The organism is Pseudomonas sp. R1-7, assembly GCF_051132105.1.
Taxonomy (GTDB): domain Bacteria; phylum Pseudomonadota; class Gammaproteobacteria; order Pseudomonadales; family Pseudomonadaceae; genus Aquipseudomonas.
In genome coordinates, this window is sequence record NZ_CP071661.1 from 1,975,819 (window position 1) to 1,994,755 (window position 18,937).

Below are 18,937 nucleotides of genomic sequence, written 5' to 3' on the forward strand. Positions count from 1 at the left end.
GCTGTTACGCCGCCGACACGGGCGGCCAGTCGCTGGCATTGCCGGAACTGCCGGTGCAATACGCCGACTACGCCATCTGGCAGCGCCATTGGCTGGAAGCCGGCGAGCGCGAGCGCCAGTTGGCTTATTGGGTCCAGACCCTGGGCGACGAGCAACCGGTGCTGGAGCTGCCGTTCGATCATCCGCGCCCCCCGGTGCAAAGCCTTCGTGGCGCGCGGCTGGACGTGAAGCTGGCGCCGGAACTGGCCACCGCCCTCAAGCAACTGGCCCAGCGTGAAGGCGCCAGCCTGTTCATGGTTCTGCTGGCTTCGTTCCAGGCATTGCTGCACCGCTACAGCGGCCAGTCGCAGATCCGCGTCGGCGTGCCGACGGCCAACCGCAACCGGGTCGAGACCGAAGGGCTGATGGGTTTTTTCGTCAACACCCAAGTGCTCAATGCCCAGGTCGATGGGCAGATGCCATTCGATGAGTTGCTCGCCCAGGTCAAGCACGCGGCCATGGCGGCCCAGGCCCATCAGGACCTGCCGTTCGAGCAACTGATTGAAGCCCTGCAACCGGAGCGGAGCCTCAGCCACAGCCCGATCTTCCAAGTGATGTTCAACCACCAGAACGCCGATGCCAGGGGCAGCCAGCAAATGCAGCTGCCGCAACTGCGGGTCGAGGATCTGACGTGGGAAGGGCGCACCGCCCAGTTCGACCTGACACTGGGCACCTACGAAACCGAGCAGGGCATCGCCGCAGAGCTGACCTACGCCACCGATCTTTTCGAAGCGCAAACCATCGAGCGCCTGGCCAGGCACTGGCAAAACCTGCTGCAGGGTATCGTCGACGCGCCCCGCCAGCGGGTTGGGGAACTGCCGTTGCTCGACCCGTCGCAGCAGCGCCTCACGCAACAGCAGTGGCTGCGTGTCGCCGACCACGGCGCCGAAGCCGTGTGCGTCCACCAACGCATCGCCGGGCAGGCGCACCGGGCCCCCGACGCACTGGCGCTGACCGTTGACGGACACTCCCTGAGCTACCGGCAACTGGACGCCCGCGCCAACCAACTGGCTCACCGCCTGATTGATCTGGGCGTGTCCCCCGGCGAGCTGGTGGGCATCGCGGTGGAGCGCAGCGTCGAGATGATTGTCGGCCTGCTGGCGATCCTCAAGGCTGGCGGCGCCTACGTGCCGCTGGACCCGGCGTATCCCGAGGATCGCCTGGCCTACATGATCGAGGACAGCGGCATCGGGTTGCTGCTGACCCAGGCCCGTCTACAGGCGCGATTGCCGATCCCGCCAACGCTCCGGACCCTGCTGCTGGACTCGCCGGACGCCGCACTGCAAGACGCTCCGAAAACCTGCCCGGTTGTGCCGCTGACTGGCGAGCACCTGGCCTACGTCATCTACACCTCCGGCTCCACCGGCAAACCCAAGGGCGTGATGGTGCGCCATGTTGCGCTGAGCAATTTCATCACCAGCATGATCGCCGAGCCGGGCCTCGCGGCCAGCGACCGCATGCTGTCGCTGACGACGTTCTCCTTCGATATTTTCGGCCTGGAAATCTACGGGCCACTTTGCGCCGGGGCCAGCATCGTGCTGACCGGGCAACACGTGCATCAGGATCCGCAAGCGGTGCTCGCGTTGATCGAACAACACGACGTCAGCGTGCTCCAAGCGACGCCATCGAGCTGGCGCATGCTGCTCGACCATGAGCGGGCATCGGTGCTCGCCGGCCGGACCTTCCTCTGCGGCGGCGAAGCCTTGCCCCAGGAACTGGCCCAGCGACTGCTGGCGCTTTCGCCGAAGCTCTGGAACCTCTACGGTCCCACCGAAACCACCATCTGGTCGGCGCTTCACCCGTTGAGCCCCGAGCGCGACCGGCCCTTCCTTGGCCAGCCGCTGGACAATACCGCGCTGTACATCGTCGGCAGCGACCTGACCCTGAACCCGCCCGGCGCGCCGGGTGAACTGCTGATCGGTGGCGCCGGCCTGGCCCGTGGTTATTTCCAGCGCCCGGGGCTGACCGCCGAACGTTTCGTGCCCGATCCGTTTTCCACGGCCGGCGAACGGCTGTACCGCACCGGCGACTTGACCCGTTATCGCGCCGAAGGGGTGGTCGAATACCTCGGCCGCATCGACCATCAGGTAAAAATTCGCGGCCTGCGCATCGAACTCGGGGAAATCGAAGCCGCGCTGCTGGCCCAGGACAACGTGCGCGAAACCGTGGTGGTCGCCCACGAAGGCCCGACCGGTGCGCAACTGGTGGGCTACGTCGTGCCTGCCAGCGGCGAAGTGCCAGAGCCCGATGCGCCGCTGCGCGCCATGCTCAAGGCCGCCCTCAAGGCGCAGTTGCCGGACTACATGGTTCCGGCGCACCTGTTGTTCCTGGCCCGATTGCCGCTGACCCCCAATGGCAAGATCGATCGCAAGGCCTTGCCGGCGCCCGACGCCAGCGACGTGCAACAGGCCTACGTGGCGCCTCGCAGTGAGATCGAGCAACAAGTCGCGGCGATCTGGCAGGACGTGCTCAAGCTTGAACGCGTGGGCCTGGAGGACCATTTCTTCGAGTTGGGCGGGCATTCGCTGCTGGTGACCCAAGTGGTGTCGCGGATCCGCCGAGTGCTGGGCATCGAGGTGCCGCTGCGCAGCCTGTTCGAACACAGCACCTTGCAGGCGTTCGTCGCGGCGTTCGATGCCACGCCCGGCGAACAGGCTCCAGCGCTGGTGCCGGTGTCTCGCGATGCGCCATTGCCGTTGTCGTTTGCCCAGGAACGCCAGTGGTTCCTCTGGAAGATGGACCCGGACAGCGCCGCCTACAACATTCCCACGGCCCTGCGGATGCGCGGCACGCTGGACAAGGAAGCGCTGCGAAAGAGTTTCGCCGCGCTGGTCGAACGTCACGAAAGCTTGCGCACCCTATTCGTCGAAGAGGATGGGCGCACCTGCCAGGTCATTCGCGGGCAGGGGAAGGTCGACTTCGTCGAGCAGCGCCTGGAAGGGCGTGACATCCAGGCCTTGGTCGAACAGCAGACACAACGTCCGTTCGATCTGCTGACTGATTCGTTGCTGCGCGTGGCGCTGCTGGAAGTGGACGAACAGGACCACATCCTGGTGTTGACGCTGCATCACATCGTCTCCGATGGCTGGTCCTTGCAGGTGATGGTCGATGACCTGATGAGCCTGTATTCGGCGTTCGTCCAAGGCCAGCAAGCGCATCTGCCGCCGTTGGCGGTGCAGTACGCCGACTACGCCGTCTGGCAGCGGCAATGGATGGCGGCCGGTGAGCGGGATCGTCAACTGGCCTATTGGTCCGGGCAACTGGGCGGTGAGCAACCGCTGCTGGAACTGCCCACCGACCATCCGCGCCCGGCGCAGCAAAGCCTGCGTGGCGCACGCCTGCCGGTCATGTTGGATGCCGCCTTGAGCGCTGATCTCAAGGCCCTGGCGCGGCGGGAAAACGTCACGTTGTTCGTGCTGTTGCTCGGTTCGTTCCAGGCGCTGCTGCATCGCTACAGCGGCCAGGCCGACATCCGCGTCGGCGTGCCGATTGCCAACCGCCAGCGGCTGGAAACCGAGCGACTGATCGGTTTCTTCGTCAACACCCAGGTCCTGCGCAGCGAGTTCCACAGTGAGCTGACCGGCGTCGCCCTGCTGCAACAGCTCAAGCAAACGGCGATGGCTGCGCAGATGCACCAGGACCTGCCTTTCGAACAATTGGTGGATGCCTTGCAACCGCAGCGCAACCTCAGCCACAGCCCGTTGTTCCAGGCGATGTTCAACCACCGCAATGAAACCGATTCGGCGTTCGCCAATGCCTTGCCGGACCTGTGCGTCGAACCCCTGGGCTGGACGCAGCGCACCGCGCAATTCGACCTGAGCATGGACACCGTCGAGAGCCCCCAGGGCCTGCATGCGGCGCTGACCTATGCGACGGATCTGTTCGAGCCGGCGACCGTCGAGCGCATGGCCCGGCATTGGCTCAATCTGTTGCACGCCCTGGTGCGAGACCTTCACCGCCCGGTGGCGCAGTGGACGCTGCTGGACGAGGGCGAGCGTCGGCACATGCTTATCGACTGGAACGCGACGGCGCAGCATTGCCCGCTCGACCGCAGCGTGCAAAGCCTGATCGAGGAACAGGTGCGCCGAACGCCGGACGCGCCTGCGCTGGTCTTCGGCGAGCAGCGCCTGAGCTACCGCGAACTCAACGCCCGGGCCAACCGCCTGGCCCATCGCCTGATCGACCAAGGCGTCGGTCCGGATGTGCTGGTGGGCATCGCCGTGGAACGTTCCGTGGAGATGGTGCTGGGGCTGTTGGCGATTCTCAAGGCCGGCGGCGCCTACGTGCCGCTGGACCCCGAATACGAAGACAGCGGCATTGGTTTGTTGCTGACCCAGCAACATCTGCTGGATGTTTTGCCGATCCCGGGCGGGCTGCGCAGCCTGGTGCTGGACTCGCCCGACGACGGCTTGTACGCCAGCCGCGATGGCAATCCCGATATCGAAGTCCACGGCGAGAACCTGGCTTACGTGATCTATACCTCCGGTTCTACCGGCAAGCCCAAGGGCGCGGGCAATCGCCATAGTGCCCTGGTCAACCGGCTGTGCTGGATGCAGCAGGCGTATGGCCTCGATGGTACGGACAGCGTCCTGCAAAAAACACCGTTCAGCTTCGACGTGTCGGTGTGGGAGTTCTTCTGGCCGCTGCTGACTGGCTCGACGCTGGTGGTGGCCGCGCCGGGCGCCCATCGCGACCCGGCGCTGTTGATCGAGTTGATCACAGCCCAAGGCATCACCACGCTGCACTTCGTGCCGTCGATGCTCCAGGCCTTCGTGCAGGACCCACGCGTGGCCGAATGCACGAGCTTGAAGCGGATCGTGTGCAGCGGCGAAGCGCTGCCGGTGGATGCCCAGCAGCAGGTATTCGCCAAGTTGCCGAATGCCAACCTGTACAACCTCTATGGTCCGACCGAGGCGGCCATCGACGTGACCCACTGGACCTGTGTCGAGGAGGGGCGCGACAGCGTGCCGATCGGTCAGCCGATCGCGAACCTCGGCACCTACATCCTCGACGATGAGTTGTCGCCGGTGCCGGTGGGGGTGATCGGCGAGTTGTATCTGGCGGGCGAGGGGCTGGCGCGGGGTTACCACCGACGCGCGGCGCTGACCGCCGAGCGCTTCGTCACCGGGCCGTTCGGCCATGGCCAACGCTTGTATCGGACCGGCGACCTGGCGCGCTATCGCCCCGACGGCGTGATCGAATACGCCGGGCGGATCGATCATCAGGTGAAAATCCGTGGCCTGCGCATCGAACTGGGCGAAATCGAAGCGCGCCTGGCCGAGCACGATGCCGTGCGCGAAACCGTGGTCCTGGCCCAGGACGGCACGCTGCTGGTGGCCTACGTGGTGCCGGCGCGCGCCGAGCTGCTGGCTGCCGATGACGCCGTTCGCCAGGAGCTGCAAGTGCGCCTCAGGGAACATCTGAGCCAATCCTTGCCGGACTACATGGTGCCGCAACACTGGGTGTGGCTGGAAAAAATGCCGGTCAGCCCCAACGGCAAGCTTGAGCGCAAGGCACTGCCCAAGGCCGAGCCGAGCGCCCATCCCCAGGCCTACATCGCAGCGGTGACCGCGCAGGAACAGGCGCTGGTGGATATCTGGCAAAGCGTGCTCGGACGCGATCGCGTCGGCGTGACCGATAATTTCTTCGAGCTGGGCGGCGATTCGATCATCTCCATCCAGGTGGTGAGCCGGGCCCGTCAGGCCGGTATTCATTTCAGCCCCAAGGATCTGTTCCTGCACCAGACCATCCAAGGGTTGGCTGGCGTGGCGACAACGGGGGACGGCGGCCCGATGATCGACCAGGGCCCGGTGACAGGGCAGGCGTTGCTGCTGCCGTTCCAGCAGCTGTTCTTCGAACAGGCCATGGCCGAACCTCATCACTGGAACCAGTCGGTGTTGCTCAAGGGCGTGCGACCGGTGCATGCCGGGCATCTGGAACAGGCGTTGCAGGCCTTGGTCGAACATCACGATGCGTTGCGCCTGGCCTTCATCCATGAAGACGGCGCCTGGATCGCTCGCCATAGAACTTTGACGGAGCAGCGTTCACTCTGGCAGCACTCACCGTTGCTGTGGACCGCCGAAGTTGCGGATGCGTCGGCCCTCGAACGCCTGGCCGAACACGCCCAGCGCAGCCTTGAATTGGACAGCGGCGCGCTGCTGCGCGGTGTTCTGGCGACCCTGGCCGATGGCAGCCAGCGGCTGTTGCTGGTGATCCATCACTTGGTAGTCGACGGCGTGTCCTGGCGGGTTCTGCTGGAGGATCTGCAAGAGGCGTACGACCAGCTAAAGGCCGGCCAGACACCGACGTTGCCGGCCAAGACCACGTCTGCACAGTATTGGGCGCAACGGTTGCAGGCCCATGCCGGCAGTGCAACGTTGCAGGGACAAGTCGCGTACTGGCAGGCGCAATTGGACGGCGTTCGCCCCGACCTGCCTTGCGACCATCCCCAAGGTGATTTGCGCAGGTGCCATGGGGCGCACGTGCAGACGCGGCTGGATAAAGAACTGACTCGACGATTGTTGCAGCAAGCGCCGGCGACCTATCGCACCCAGGTCAACGACCTGTTGTTGACGGCGCTGGCCCGAGTGATCGGCCGCTGGACTTCCCAGGCGTCGACGTTGATCCAGCTGGAAGGCCATGGCCGCGAGGCGCTGTTCGAGGATGTAGACCTGAGCCGCAGCGTGGGTTGGTTCACCAGCCTGTTCCCGGTGCGCCTGACCCCGACGGCAACCGCCGAAGGCTCGATCAAGGCGATCAAGGAGCAACTGCGGGCAATCCCTGACAAAGGACTTGGTTTCGGCGTGTTGCGCTACCTGGGCGATGAACCGACGCGCCGTGCCCTCGCGGCACTGCCGGTGCCGCGTATCACCTTCAATTACCTGGGGCAGTTCGACAGCGGCTTCAGCGCAGAGGCCGATGGGCTGTTTGTCCCTGCCAGCGAATCGTCGGGCGCGGCGCAGAGCCCATTGGCGCCGCTGGATAACTGGTTGACCCTCAATGGCAGCGTCTATGCCGGCGAGTTGAGTATCGACTGGACCTTCAGCACGCAGATGTTCGACGAGGCGACGATCCAGGCGCTGGCCGTGGATTACGCTCGGGAATTGCAGGGGTTGATCGACCACTGTTGCGAGACCCAACGCCACGGCTTCACGCCGTCGGACTTCCCCCTGGCCGGGTTGCAGCAGGAACAGTTGGACGCCTTGCCACTGGTGGCGCGGGAGGTGGAGGACGTTTATCCGCTGTCGCCGATGCAACAAGGGATGCTGTTCCACACGCTGTACGAGCAACAGGCCGGCCATTACATCAACCAGATGCGCGTGGATGTCCAAGGGCTGGACGTCGAACGCTTCCGCCAGGCCTGGCAAGCGGCGACGGACGCCCACGACGTGCTGCGCAGCGGTTTTGTCTGGGAAGGCGATTTCAAGCGTGCGTTGCAAGTGGTGCACAAGCGCGTCGATGTCGCGTTGCAGCTTGAGGACGGGCGCATACAGGCTGACCTTTCTCACTACCTGGACACCCTCGCAACAGCCCAGCGCCAACAAGGGTTTGCCCTGGACGCTGCGCCGTTGCTGCGGTTGGTCGTCGTGCGGGTGGCGGATGATCGCTATCACTTGATCTACACAAGCCATCACATCCTCATGGACGGCTGGAGCAATTCGCAGTTGCTCGGCGAAGTGCTGCAACGCTACAGCGGGCAATCCATGGCCGCGTCCGGCGGACGTTATCGGGACTACATCGCCTGGCTGCAACGCCAGGACGCGGCGGCCAGCGAAGCGTTCTGGAAGCCTGCGCTGCAGCGCCTGGAAGCACCGACACGGCTGGCCGATGCGGTTGGCAAACCGACGGACGCTGGTGTTGGTTATGGCGATCATATTCAAGTGCTGGACGAATCGCTGACCCGACGCCTGGAAGCCTTCGCCCGCGCCTCGAAAGTCACGGTCAACACGCTGGTGCAGGCCGCGTGGCTGCTGCTGTTGCAGCGCTACACCGGTCGAGAAACGGTTGCCTTCGGTGCGACAGTGGCCGGTCGTCCCGCGGACTTGCCCGGCGTCGAGCAGCAGATCGGCCTGTTCATCAACACCTTGCCGGTGATCGCCAGCCCTCGGGCGGAACAGTCGCTGGACAGTTGGCTGCAAGCGGTGCAGGCACAGAACCTGGCCCTGCGGGAGTTCGAGCACACTGCGTTGCTGGACATCCAGCGCTGGGCCGGGCAGGGCGGCGACGCGCTGTTCGACAGTTTGCTGGTGTTCGAGAACTACCCGATCGCCGAGGCCTTGGAACAGGGTGCGCCGGACGGTTTGCGTTTTGGTTCGCCAATTATGCAGGAACAGACCAACTATCCGTTGACGCTGTTGGTGGGGTTGGAGCGGCAGTTGTCGGTGCACATGAGTTATCAGCGGGCGAGTTTCTGTGCTGTAACGGTGGAGCGATTGGCGGCGCATCTGGCTCAGTTGCTCGGACAGATGACAGCCAATGGCGAGCGGTGCTTAGGTGAGCTGTCGATGCTGGGGTTCGATGAGCATCAACGCCTGACCCATGATTGGAATCCGGTGGATGCGCCGTTCGAACAGGACGTTTGCGTTCACCAACTGATTGCGCGCCAAGCGGAAACCTCTCCGGACGCCTTGGCGGTTACTTTCGCCAATACACGCCTGAGCTACAGCGAACTCGACGGCCGCGCCAACCGCCTGGCCCACAAGCTCATCGAACTGGGTGTCGGCCCGGAAGTGCGCGTGGGCGTGGCGATGCCGCGCTCCGAGCAATTGCTGATCGCCTTGCTGGCGGTGCTCAAGGCCGGTGGCGCGTACGTGCCGCTGGACCCGGATTACCCGGCCGAACGCGTGGCGTACATGCTTGATGACAGTCGGGCGCGGGTATTGTTGACCGAGCAGGCCGTGGCGTTGACGGTTCCGGTTGGAACCGAAGTGCTGATGCTCGATCAGCTCGACCTTTCACGCTATCCGTTGAGCGAGCCGGACACAGCGGTCAAACCAGACAACCTCGCCTATGTCATCTACACCTCCGGCTCCACCGGCAAACCCAAGGGTGTGGCCATTGCCCACCGCAACGTCCTGGCACTGATCGACTGGTCCAAGACCGTCTACAGCCGCGACGATATCCAAGGCGTACTTGCTTCAACTTCAGTGTGCTTCGACCTGTCGGTGTGGGAACTCTTCGTGACCCTGGCCAACGGCGGCTCGCTGATCATCGCCCGCAACGCCCTGGAACTGCCGCACCTGCCGGCCCGCGACCAGGTGCGCCTGATCAACACCGTGCCCTCGGCCATCGCCGCGTTGCAGCGCAGTGGGGAGATTCCGAGCGGTGTGCGCGTCATCAACCTGGCCGGTGAGCCACTGAAGCAGAGCCTGGTGGATGCTCTCTACCCACAGGAGTTGGGTGAACAGGTGGGCGGTGGAGTTGAGCATGTCTACGATTTGTACGGCCCATCGGAAGACACCACCTACTCTACCTGGACCCGCCGCACCCCCGGCGGCACGGCGAACATCGGCCGCCCACTCAAGCACACCGCCAGCTACCTCCTCGACGCCAACCTGCAACCGGTGCCCCAAGGCGTGTCGGCTGAGCTGTACCTGAGCGGCGCCGGTATCACCCGAGGCTACCTCGGGCGGGCGGCGATGACTGCCGAGAAATACGTGCCCAACCCGTTCTCCACCACCGGCGAGCGCCTGTACCGCACCGGCGACCTGTGCCGTTATCGCGCAGACGGCGTGCTCGAATACCAGGGTCGCATCGACCATCAGGTGAAGATCCGCGGCTTCCGCATCGAGCTGGGGGAAATCGAGGCGCGGCTGCTGCAACAGCCCGAGGTCAATGAAGTCGCCGTGCTGGCCCAGGAAGGGCCGGGCGGCCAGCAACTGGTGGCCTACGTGGTGGCCTCGGCGGACGCCGACACCCTGCGCGACCCACTCAAGGCCAGGCTCAAGGAGCACCTGCCGGACTACATGATCCCGGCGCACTGGCTGTTCCTCGACCAACTACCGCTGACCCCCAACGGCAAGCTTGATCGCAAGGCGTTGCCGGGCGTGGAGGCCGGGATGACGCAAAACTGTTATGAGCCACCCGCCAGCGAACTGGAGCAACGGATCGCCGACATCTGGCAGCAAGTGCTGGAAGTGGAGCAGGTTGGGCGCAACGATCATTTCTTCGAGCGCGGCGGTCATTCATTGCTGGCGACCCAGGCGATCTCCCGGCTGCGCAAACTCACGGGTTATCCGCTGAGCTTGCGTGACCTGTTCGATCATCCACAGCTCAGCGCGTTGGCAGCGCTGATGAGCAAGACCGGTGACGCAACCGTGCGCGCAGGCGACTCCAGCAAGGTCCGGCTCAAGGCCCATGGGCCAAGGCAATCGGCACCGTTGTCGTTGGTGCAACGGCGGCTGTGGATCGCCGAACAACTGGCCGGCGGTACCTCGGCGTATGGCATGCCCATGGCCCTGCGTCTGAGCGGCGAGTTGTCGGTCGAGCGGCTGATGCGCAGCTTTGCCGAAGTGACGCGCCGTCACGCCGTGCTGCGCACCGCGTATGTTCAGGACGACGAAGGCGACCCGCTGGCGATGATCGCCGACGATGTCCAGTTGGATTTCCCGCTGGTCGATCTGTCCGAGCTTTCGCCTGGCGCCCAGCAGGAACAAGTGGCCCAGGCGACGCTGGACAATGCCCGCATTCCGATCGACCTGGAACAGGCGCCGCTGCTGCGCGGGCGGATCCTGCGCCTGGGCCCCACCGAGCATGTGTTGTTGTACGCCATGCACCACATCATTTCCGATGGCTGGTCGATGGGGTTGTTGATCAACGAACTGGTGCAGATCTACGAAGCCGCTTTGCGCCATGAACCGATGCCGCTGGCGCCGCTGGAGGTCCAATACCATGACTTCGCCCTCTGGCAGCAGGCGTTGGAGGACCAGGGCGTGCTGGCGCGCCAGGCCGACTATTGGAAGCAGCGACTCGACGGTTACAACGGGCGTCTCGACCTGCCGCTGGACAATCCTCGTGGGCAGACCTCGTCGTATGAGGGCGATGCGTTGCAGTTCGAGCTTCCTGTCGACCTCAGCGCGGCATTGCGGCGGCTGTCGAGCGAGGCCGGCGTCACGCTGTACAGCACGTTGCTGGCCTCGTTCCAGGTGTTGTTGCATCGCCACTGCGCCACGCAGGACCTGGTGGTGGGGGCTGACGTGGCCGGGCGCGGGCAACCTGAGTTGGAGCGCTTGATCGGCTTTTTCGTCAACGTCCTGCCGCTGCGTTCGCGCTTCGATGCGGGCGTGACGTTCACACGATTCCTGGCCCAGGCCCAGGACGATCTGCTCGGCGCGCTGGAGCATCAGGACCTGCCGTTCGACCAGATCGTCGAAGCCTCGGGCGTGCCTCGTCATAAAGGCATGAACCCGTTGCTCCAGGTGTTGTTCGTGATGAACAACGTGCCGGTGCGCACACGCTCCATGGCGGGCTTGAGCGTGGAGTTCCTGCCGGCGCTGCAGAACCATTCTAAATTCGACATGGCATTGTTCGTTGACGAAGAAGAAGGGCAATTGCGCGGTAATTGGCAATTCGCCACAGCCTTGTTCGGACATGAGCGCATCCAGTACCTGATCCGGGCCTGGACGACCCTGTTGGAACAGATCGTCGCTGATCAGGACATTCAATTGGGAGCTATCAGCATGCCAGTCGACAACGTGGCGACAGCCGCCACGCCTGCCAACGTCCCGGGGCCCAAGGCCGACAAACTGGGCAAATTCCTCAAGCGTTCGTCGACACCGGCCGCGCGGCCACGCCAGGCATTGGTGCGTGAATCGCTGGTGGCGGCGCCGCAACGTTTCCCTCTGATGCTGGAGCCCGGCGAGCCGCACCTGGACGTCATCGAGTGGATCCGGCAGAACCGACCCTTGATCGAGCAAAAACTGGCCGAACACGCCGGCATTTTGTTCCGTGGTTTCGCGCTGGATGGCATCCAGGGCTTCGAAGCGTTCGCCGAGGCGATTCAACCGGGGCTGTACGGCCAGTACGGCGACTTGCCGAAGAAGGAAGGCGGCAAGAACACCTACCGTTCCACGCCTTACCCGGAACGCAAGATGATCCTGTTCCACAACGAGAGCTCCCACCAGGACCGCTGGCCGCGCAAGCAGATGTTCTACTGCGAGCAGGCCGCGCCCGTGGGCGGCGCGACGCCGGTGGTGGACTGCCGCCTGATGTACGAGAAGCTGCCAGCGGACCTTCGCGAAAAATTCGAAGACAAGGGCCTCCTGTACGTGCGCACCTTCACCGACAAGCTCGACGTGTCGTGGCAGCACTTCTTCAAGACCGAAGATCGTCTTGAAGTGGAGGCCCGTTGCCGGGCAGGCGGTATCCAGTGGCGCTGGCTCGACAACGACGAGTTGCAGACCCGCACGCCGGGGCCGGCGATCATCACGCACCCGATCACCGGGGAAAAATCCTTCTTCAACCAAGTGCAGTTGCATCACATCTATTGGCTGGAGCCGGACGTGCGCCAGGACCTGTTGTCGATGTACGGCCTGGAGCGCATGCCCCGGCACGTCTATTACGGCGACGGCACACCGATCGAAGACGAGGTGATGGCCCGTATCGGTGAGTTGTACGAAGCCTGCGCGGTGCGTTTCGACTGGCAGAAAGGCGATGTGATCCTGCTGGACAACATGCTGGTGGCCCACGCCCGCGACCCGTTCGAAGGACCACGCAAAATCGTCGTCGCCATGGGCGATATGTACGACCACGCCAGCCTGCAACGGCCAGCGACCGTCGGGCAATCCGCCCGGGGCGCATTCACTACCGAGGAAACCGGAGCATGAATGAGGTAATGATGGACACGCAGGACGCGGGTTTCGCCCTGTCGCCCGAGCAGCAACGGGCGCTTGAGCAACTGTCCGGCACGGTGACTTGTGGCGAGGCCTTGCGCTGGGTGAGCGTGCTCATCGATGGCAATCTTGACCCGCAGCGATTGCAGGGCGCCTTCGACACACTGGCGGCGCAGCAGCCGATGTTGCTGGCGCGGTTGGTCAAGGTCGCCGGTTTCCACGGCCTGCGTCAGGTGGCGCAGGCCGGGCGCTTCCCGCTGACGACACACGCAAGCGAGCAACCTGCAGAAGAGGTCCAGGCGCAGATCGGCGAAACGCTGGGTCGGGCTTTTGTGGTCGGCGAATCGGCCGGTGTCCAAGCCGTGCTTTATCGTTTGGGTCCACGGCAATGGCGACTGCTGCTGGGCATCGCCCGTTACAGTGCCGATGCGCCATCGATGAACTTGCTGCTTGGACAGGTACGGCAGGCGTACGCGGGCCAGGTGTCGGAAGACGAAGCGCCGGGCGAGTTCGCCCAGTACCTGGAATGGCGCAGCGAAGTGGTGCTGGACGAAGATGCCGCCACCGCGCGGACCTATTGGCAGCAACATCTGCAAGATTTACAGGCGCAGATCGACACGCCGTGGCTGGCGGCACGCCGCGCCGGCAGCGGGACCGCCGATGCGCGTGTGTCATTGGCGTTGGAACCGGCCCGGCGCGATGCTTTGCAGCGTTTGGCCGATGAGCTGGGGCAACCGTTGACGACCCTTTTGCAAGGGGCGTGGTGGCTGCTGTTGGGGCGCTTGAGCGACTCCGAACAGGCATTGGTGGGCGTGCGTCATGACAGCCGCGGCGATTACGACTACTTCGCCAGTGCCATCGGCGTGTTCGAGAAAACCCTGCCGCTTTGCGTACCCTTACCGGCCAGCGTGCCGTTCAGTGAGTGGTTGGGGGAGTTGGCCACGCGGCTCGAAGCGCATCGCACCTGGCAGGAATACTGGACGCCGGAACTGGCGCCGGACGCGGCGCATCCGGCCTATGGTTTCGCGGTCGCTGCGGCAAGTTTCGTCCACAGCGACAGCGGTCTGGAGTGGACGGGTTCCTCGCTTGTGCAGACTGATCCGCTTGAGCTGCTGCTAAAGGTTCAATTGGACGATGCCCAGCAGCTTGTCGCGATCGACCTGGATTACGCCGACGCTCGTTATTCGCAAGCCGCCGCCAGCGTCGTGCTGGAACAATACGACGTGCTGCTGGCCTCGATCCTGGCGGCCGCGCAAACGCCGCCGGCGCAGCTCAACCTACTGGGGCGCAGCGAGGAATCACGCCTGCGCGCGATCAACCCGCCGATGCAGGCACTGGCTGATAACCGCTATCTGCCCCAGCGCATTGCCGATCTGGCGCTCCATGCGCCTGACACCATCGCGCTGACCGACGCCCATCAATCCTTGAGCTACGGCCAGTTGAATGTGCAGGTCGAACGCGTGGCCCTCGGCCTTCAGGACCAAGGCCTGGGCGAGGGTTCGATTGTTGCCCTGGCCTTGCCGCGCTCGACGGAGCTGGTGATCGCCATGCTGGCGAGCTGGCGCATCGGTGCGGCTTATCTGCCGCTGGATACCCAATGGCCCCAGGCCCGTCAGGCGTTGATGGTGGAACAGGCCGGCGCCGCGGTAGTGCTCACCGATTCGGCACACCTGCCGGCGTGGCAGGAACAGCCGTACAAGGCGCTGGCGTTGGACGGGCTCAGCCCGGCGAACGCGACGTTGCCGGCACTGGCGACCAAGGGCAACGACATCGCCTACGTGTTGTTCACGTCTGGCTCCACCGGTGTGCCCAAAGGCGTGGTGATCGAGCATCGGCAGTTGCTCAATTACACCGCCCAGGCCAGCCAGGCATTGGCGCTGAATCAATGCAAACACATGGCCTTCAGCTCCACCGTGGCGGCGGACCTGGGCAACACGGCGCTGTTTGGCGCGCTGTTCAATGGCGCGACCCTGCATGTCGCCAATGACGAGCAGATGCAGGACGGCGCGCTGTTTGCCGCGTTCCTCCGGCAGCATCAAATCGATTGCCTGAAGATCGTGCCGTCGCACCTCGCGGCGTTGCTTGACAGCGAGCAGGCGACATTGCCGCGCACCCTGGTGCTCGGCGGCGAGCCGATTGCGCCGATGTTGGTCGAGCGCATCGCCCGGTTGCGCAGCGATTGCCAGGTGTTCAACCACTATGGGCCGACGGAAGCCACGGTCGGGGTGATGATTCATCCGGTGTCGCTGGAGGGCGCTGCCGAGGACTGTTCGGTGTTGACCCAGGTGCTGGGCAACAATCAGGCCTATGTCCTCGATGCTGAGCGGCGGCTGGTGCCGGTGGGCGTGATGGGCGAGTTGTACCTGGGCGGCGCGCAACTGTGCCGGGGCTATCTGAATACCGAGGCCGACGCAGAGACGTTCATCCAGAGTCCGTTCGATCCGGCGCAGCGCCTGTACCGCACCGGCGACCTGGCGCGTTATCGCCCGGACGGCGGGATTCAGCTGCAAGGGCGGCGCGATCAGCAGATCAAGGTGCGCGGGTTCCGTATCGACCTGGCGGAAATTGAGGCCGAGCTGCTGCGCGTGCCGCAGGTGGCCGAAGCGCTGGTGTTGCCGGGCGAGCAGGGCTTGCAGGCATTTATCGTATCCCGGCAAGGTCTGTCCCCTGGCGTGCTGGACGCTGCCCGTGCCGAACTGGTCGCTCATTTACCTAGCGTGATGGTGCCGCAGCATTGGCACCTGATCGAACGCTTCCCACGACTGGCCAACGGCAAGATCGATCGCCAGGCGTTGCAGCAGTGGGCGGCCACAACGGGCGATGACGAGGGCGCCGCACCCCGTGATGGACTCGAACAGTTGCTCGCTGCGCGCATGGCGCAGTTGCTGGGGCTTGAGCGACTGGGCATCGATCGCGACTTCTTCGCAGCCGGCGGTCATTCGCTGCTGGTGATCAAGTTGGTGGCCGGCATTCGCAAACTGTTGCAGTGCGACATCCATCCGGGACTGGTCTTCGATCATCCGACCGTGGCGTCGCTGGCGATGGCCTTGCGGTCGCAGGAGAGCAGCCCGGGGCAACTGGAGAAAATCGCCCAGGCACGCCTGCGCATGGAGGCGATGAGCCCCGAAGAAAAAGCGCGACTGACCGAACAGGCTCGGCAACTGCAAGCCGCCAAGGCCGCGCAAGGTAGTTGACACGGCATCAACAAAAGGCCGACGCCGCCAAGCGTCGGCTTTTTTTTATTTTTTTCGCGAATGATAAATAAACTCATTCCGGTTTTTCCCATGTGCTGCGTCTTACTAAGGTATGCGGCCAATCGGCTCGGGCAGGGCAGCCCAGGCGCCGGTTGTGTCCAGGAAAAATTTAGCTGTCGTCCAGCCGGATGACTGTCCCGGGGAGGGGGCGGTCAGCAGCTGCACCGTGCTGGCGAACGGCAGGCCATTCGGCCCCATGGACTTTTCACTTCTACCAATAATAGAGAGCACGATGTCGGCAATTCATGAGTTGAAACCGCTGTTCAAGGCACTGGTCATGTCCCGCGGCCTGCGTTCGCGCCGGGTGATGACGCGCCTGGGTCTGGTCTGTGTGTTGCCGCTGAGCACCCAAGTGATGGCGCAAGACGTCAACATCAACATCCCGGCGCAACCGCTGCCGCAGGCGCTGCAAGCGTTCGGCCAGCAGACCAACCAGCAAGTGATCTACAACGCCGACGAATTGGCCGGCCTGAAAAGCAATCGTGTCAGCGGCAAGATGAGCCCGCAGGCGGCGATCACCGAACTGCTCAAGGGCACGGGCGTGCGCCACAGCCTCGAGGGCAACACCCTGATGTTGGTGAAGGGCGCCGCCGCAGGCCTGGAATTGGGCGCAACGACCATCAATGCCGAACAGTTGGCTGCGACGACCGAAGGCAGCAACTCATACACCAGCAACGCCGTGACGATCGGCAAGGGCACCCACACCCTCAAGGAAATTCCCCAATCGATCACCGTGATGACGCGCAAGCAGATGGATGACCAGAACCTGGTCAACCTCAAGGACGCCGTCAACCAGACCACTGGCATCGTCGGCCTGCAGGGCGTCGGCCAGGGCATGATCCTGTCGTCGCGTGGTTTCCAGATCGATGACTGGCAGTACGACGGTGTGCCGATCCCGCGTAACACCTATTCGCTGGGCAACTGGGCGACCCAGGACCTGATTTTCTTCGACCGCCTGGAAATCATGCGTGGCGCCTCCGGCCTGCTGCAAGGCACCGGCAGCCCCGGCGGCGCCGTCAACCTGGTGCGCAAGCGTGGCCAGAGTGCACCGACCGTGACCCTGACGGGCAAGGCCGGTTCCTGGGATCACTACGGCCTGCAACTGGACGCTGGCGGCCCGCTGAACGACGCCGGCAACATTCGCGGCCGTATCGTCGCCGACGAAGACCAGAGCAATTCCTTTATTGACCATGCGTGGACCAAGACCCACTCGCTGTACGGCGCGTTGGACATCGACCTGAGCGAAGACACCACCCTGGGCTTTGCGGTCAGCCAATCCAATGGCGAATCGCGCGGCAACATCCGTGGTTTGCCGCGCTACGCCGATGGCTCGATGCCGGACGTGTCGCGCTCCACCTACACCGGCGCGCGCTGGAACCGATCTGAAATCGACGTCACCACCTACTACGCCGATCTGGAGCACCGCTTCAACGAGGATTGGGCGTTCAAGGTGGGAGGCGTGTACATGACCGAGGATAACCAGGCGAAAAACCAGCGAGTCCAAAGAGGTGGCGGTCTCTTGCCCGATGGCAGCGGCGTGCAATATGCCGACTTCCTGACTGACTTCCAGTCCACGAAGGCCGGTCTCGACATGAACCTGACCGGCAAGTTCGAAGCCTTGTCGATGGAGCAGGAAGTCATGCTGGGCGGTAATTTCTCTCAGTTGGAGACCGATGATCGCTACGCCCGTACCTTCAACAACACCAGCGACTCGATCTTCGATATTGATAATGACCGCCCGGACATCAGCTACGACAGTTTGATTGCCGCGGGTGGCCTGGGCGTCCTCAGCAAATACGATGTGCGCCAGAAAGGCCTGTACGGCACCTGGCGCGTCAAACCGGTGGACGACCTGACGCTGATCCTAGGTTCCCGGGTCAGCTGGTACGACTTCAGCTACAAGTCGAAAAATGAAAACGCAGCCGGAATTACACGTAACACGCCAAGCTTTTCAACCGAAACCGGCGTGGTCACGCCCTATGCCGGCATCGTCTATGACCTGAGTCGCGAATGGGCGGTCTACGCCAGCTACACCGACGTGTTCCAGCCGCAGACCAACGTCGATCCCGACGGTTCGGTACTCAAGCCCATCGTAGGCAAGAACTATGAGGTTGGCCTCAAGGGTGAGTTGATGGATGGACGGGTCAACACGTCCCTGGCTGTCTTCCGCTACGACCATGAGAACCGTGCCGTCAACATCCCAAGCTGCGTTGGGTTGAACTGCTCTACTGCCTCCGGGAAAGTACGTAGCCAGGGTATCGAGGCCGAGATCAGCGGTGAGGTAATCGATAACCTGCAGCTGTTCGCGGGCTATACCTACAACACGACAAAGTATCTGGAAGATCCGACCAACGAAGGCAGCATCTACAGTACCTGGACGCCGAAACACATGCTGCGCGTGTGGGGCAACTACCAGTTCACCGGCGACTGGAACCGCGCCAGCGCCGGCCTGGGCTTCACCACCCAAAGCCATACGCAGGTCTACGATCTCAACTATGACGTACCGGGCTACACCGTATGGAATGCTCGTGTCGGCTACCAGCTGACGCCGGAGATCGGCTTGGCGGTCAATGCCAACAACCTGTTCGACAAGACCTACATCACGCCGGCCTACAACCAGCTCAATGGCAACAACAACTTTGGCGATCCACGTAATCTGATGTTCACGGTGAAGTACACGCCGCAGTTCTGATTTCCTGCAAAGAAAAAAACCGACCCGCCTTGTGCGGATCGGTTTTTTTATGGGATCAATCTGGCTTAACACACAAAACCGTGGCGAGGGAGCAAGCTCCCTCGCCACGGTTTCTTTTTTAC

General features: G+C 63.6%; 3 protein-coding genes (1 of these 3 cut by a window edge). All 3 read left to right on the top strand.

The genetic code is table 11. The features are described from left to right. Positions 1 to 12,863 carry the 3' portion of a non-ribosomal peptide synthase/polyketide synthase gene (locus J3P79_RS08935; RefSeq protein ID WP_434609788.1) on the top strand. Its footprint begins 598 nt before the window's first position, so 12,863 of the gene's 13,461 nt are visible here — the last part of the coding sequence; the start codon falls outside the window, past its left edge; the stop codon is at positions 12,861 to 12,863. Then, positions 12,860 to 16,063 (top strand): non-ribosomal peptide synthetase, encoded by a 3,204-nt coding sequence (locus tag J3P79_RS08940; protein ID WP_434609790.1) that lies wholly within the window; start codon positions 12,860 to 12,862, stop codon positions 16,061 to 16,063. Before J3P79_RS08935 ends, J3P79_RS08940 begins: the two co-directional genes overlap by 4 nt. A 292-nt stretch (positions 16,064 to 16,355) precedes the next feature. After that, entirely contained in the window at positions 16,356 to 18,815 is a 2,460-nt protein-coding gene (locus J3P79_RS08945) for a TonB-dependent siderophore receptor (protein WP_434609793.1), read from the top strand. Positions 18,816 to 18,937: the final 122 nt, after the last annotated feature.

Excerpts from the sequence above, each read along its gene's own strand:
- J3P79_RS08945 (WP_434609793.1), top strand. The coding sequence starts at position 16,356 with ATGTCGGCAATTCATGAGTTGAAACCGCTGTTCAAGGCACTGGTCATG.
- J3P79_RS08940 (WP_434609790.1), top strand. The coding sequence starts at position 12,860 with ATGAATGAGGTAATGATGGACACGCAGGACGCGGGTTTCGCCCTGTCG.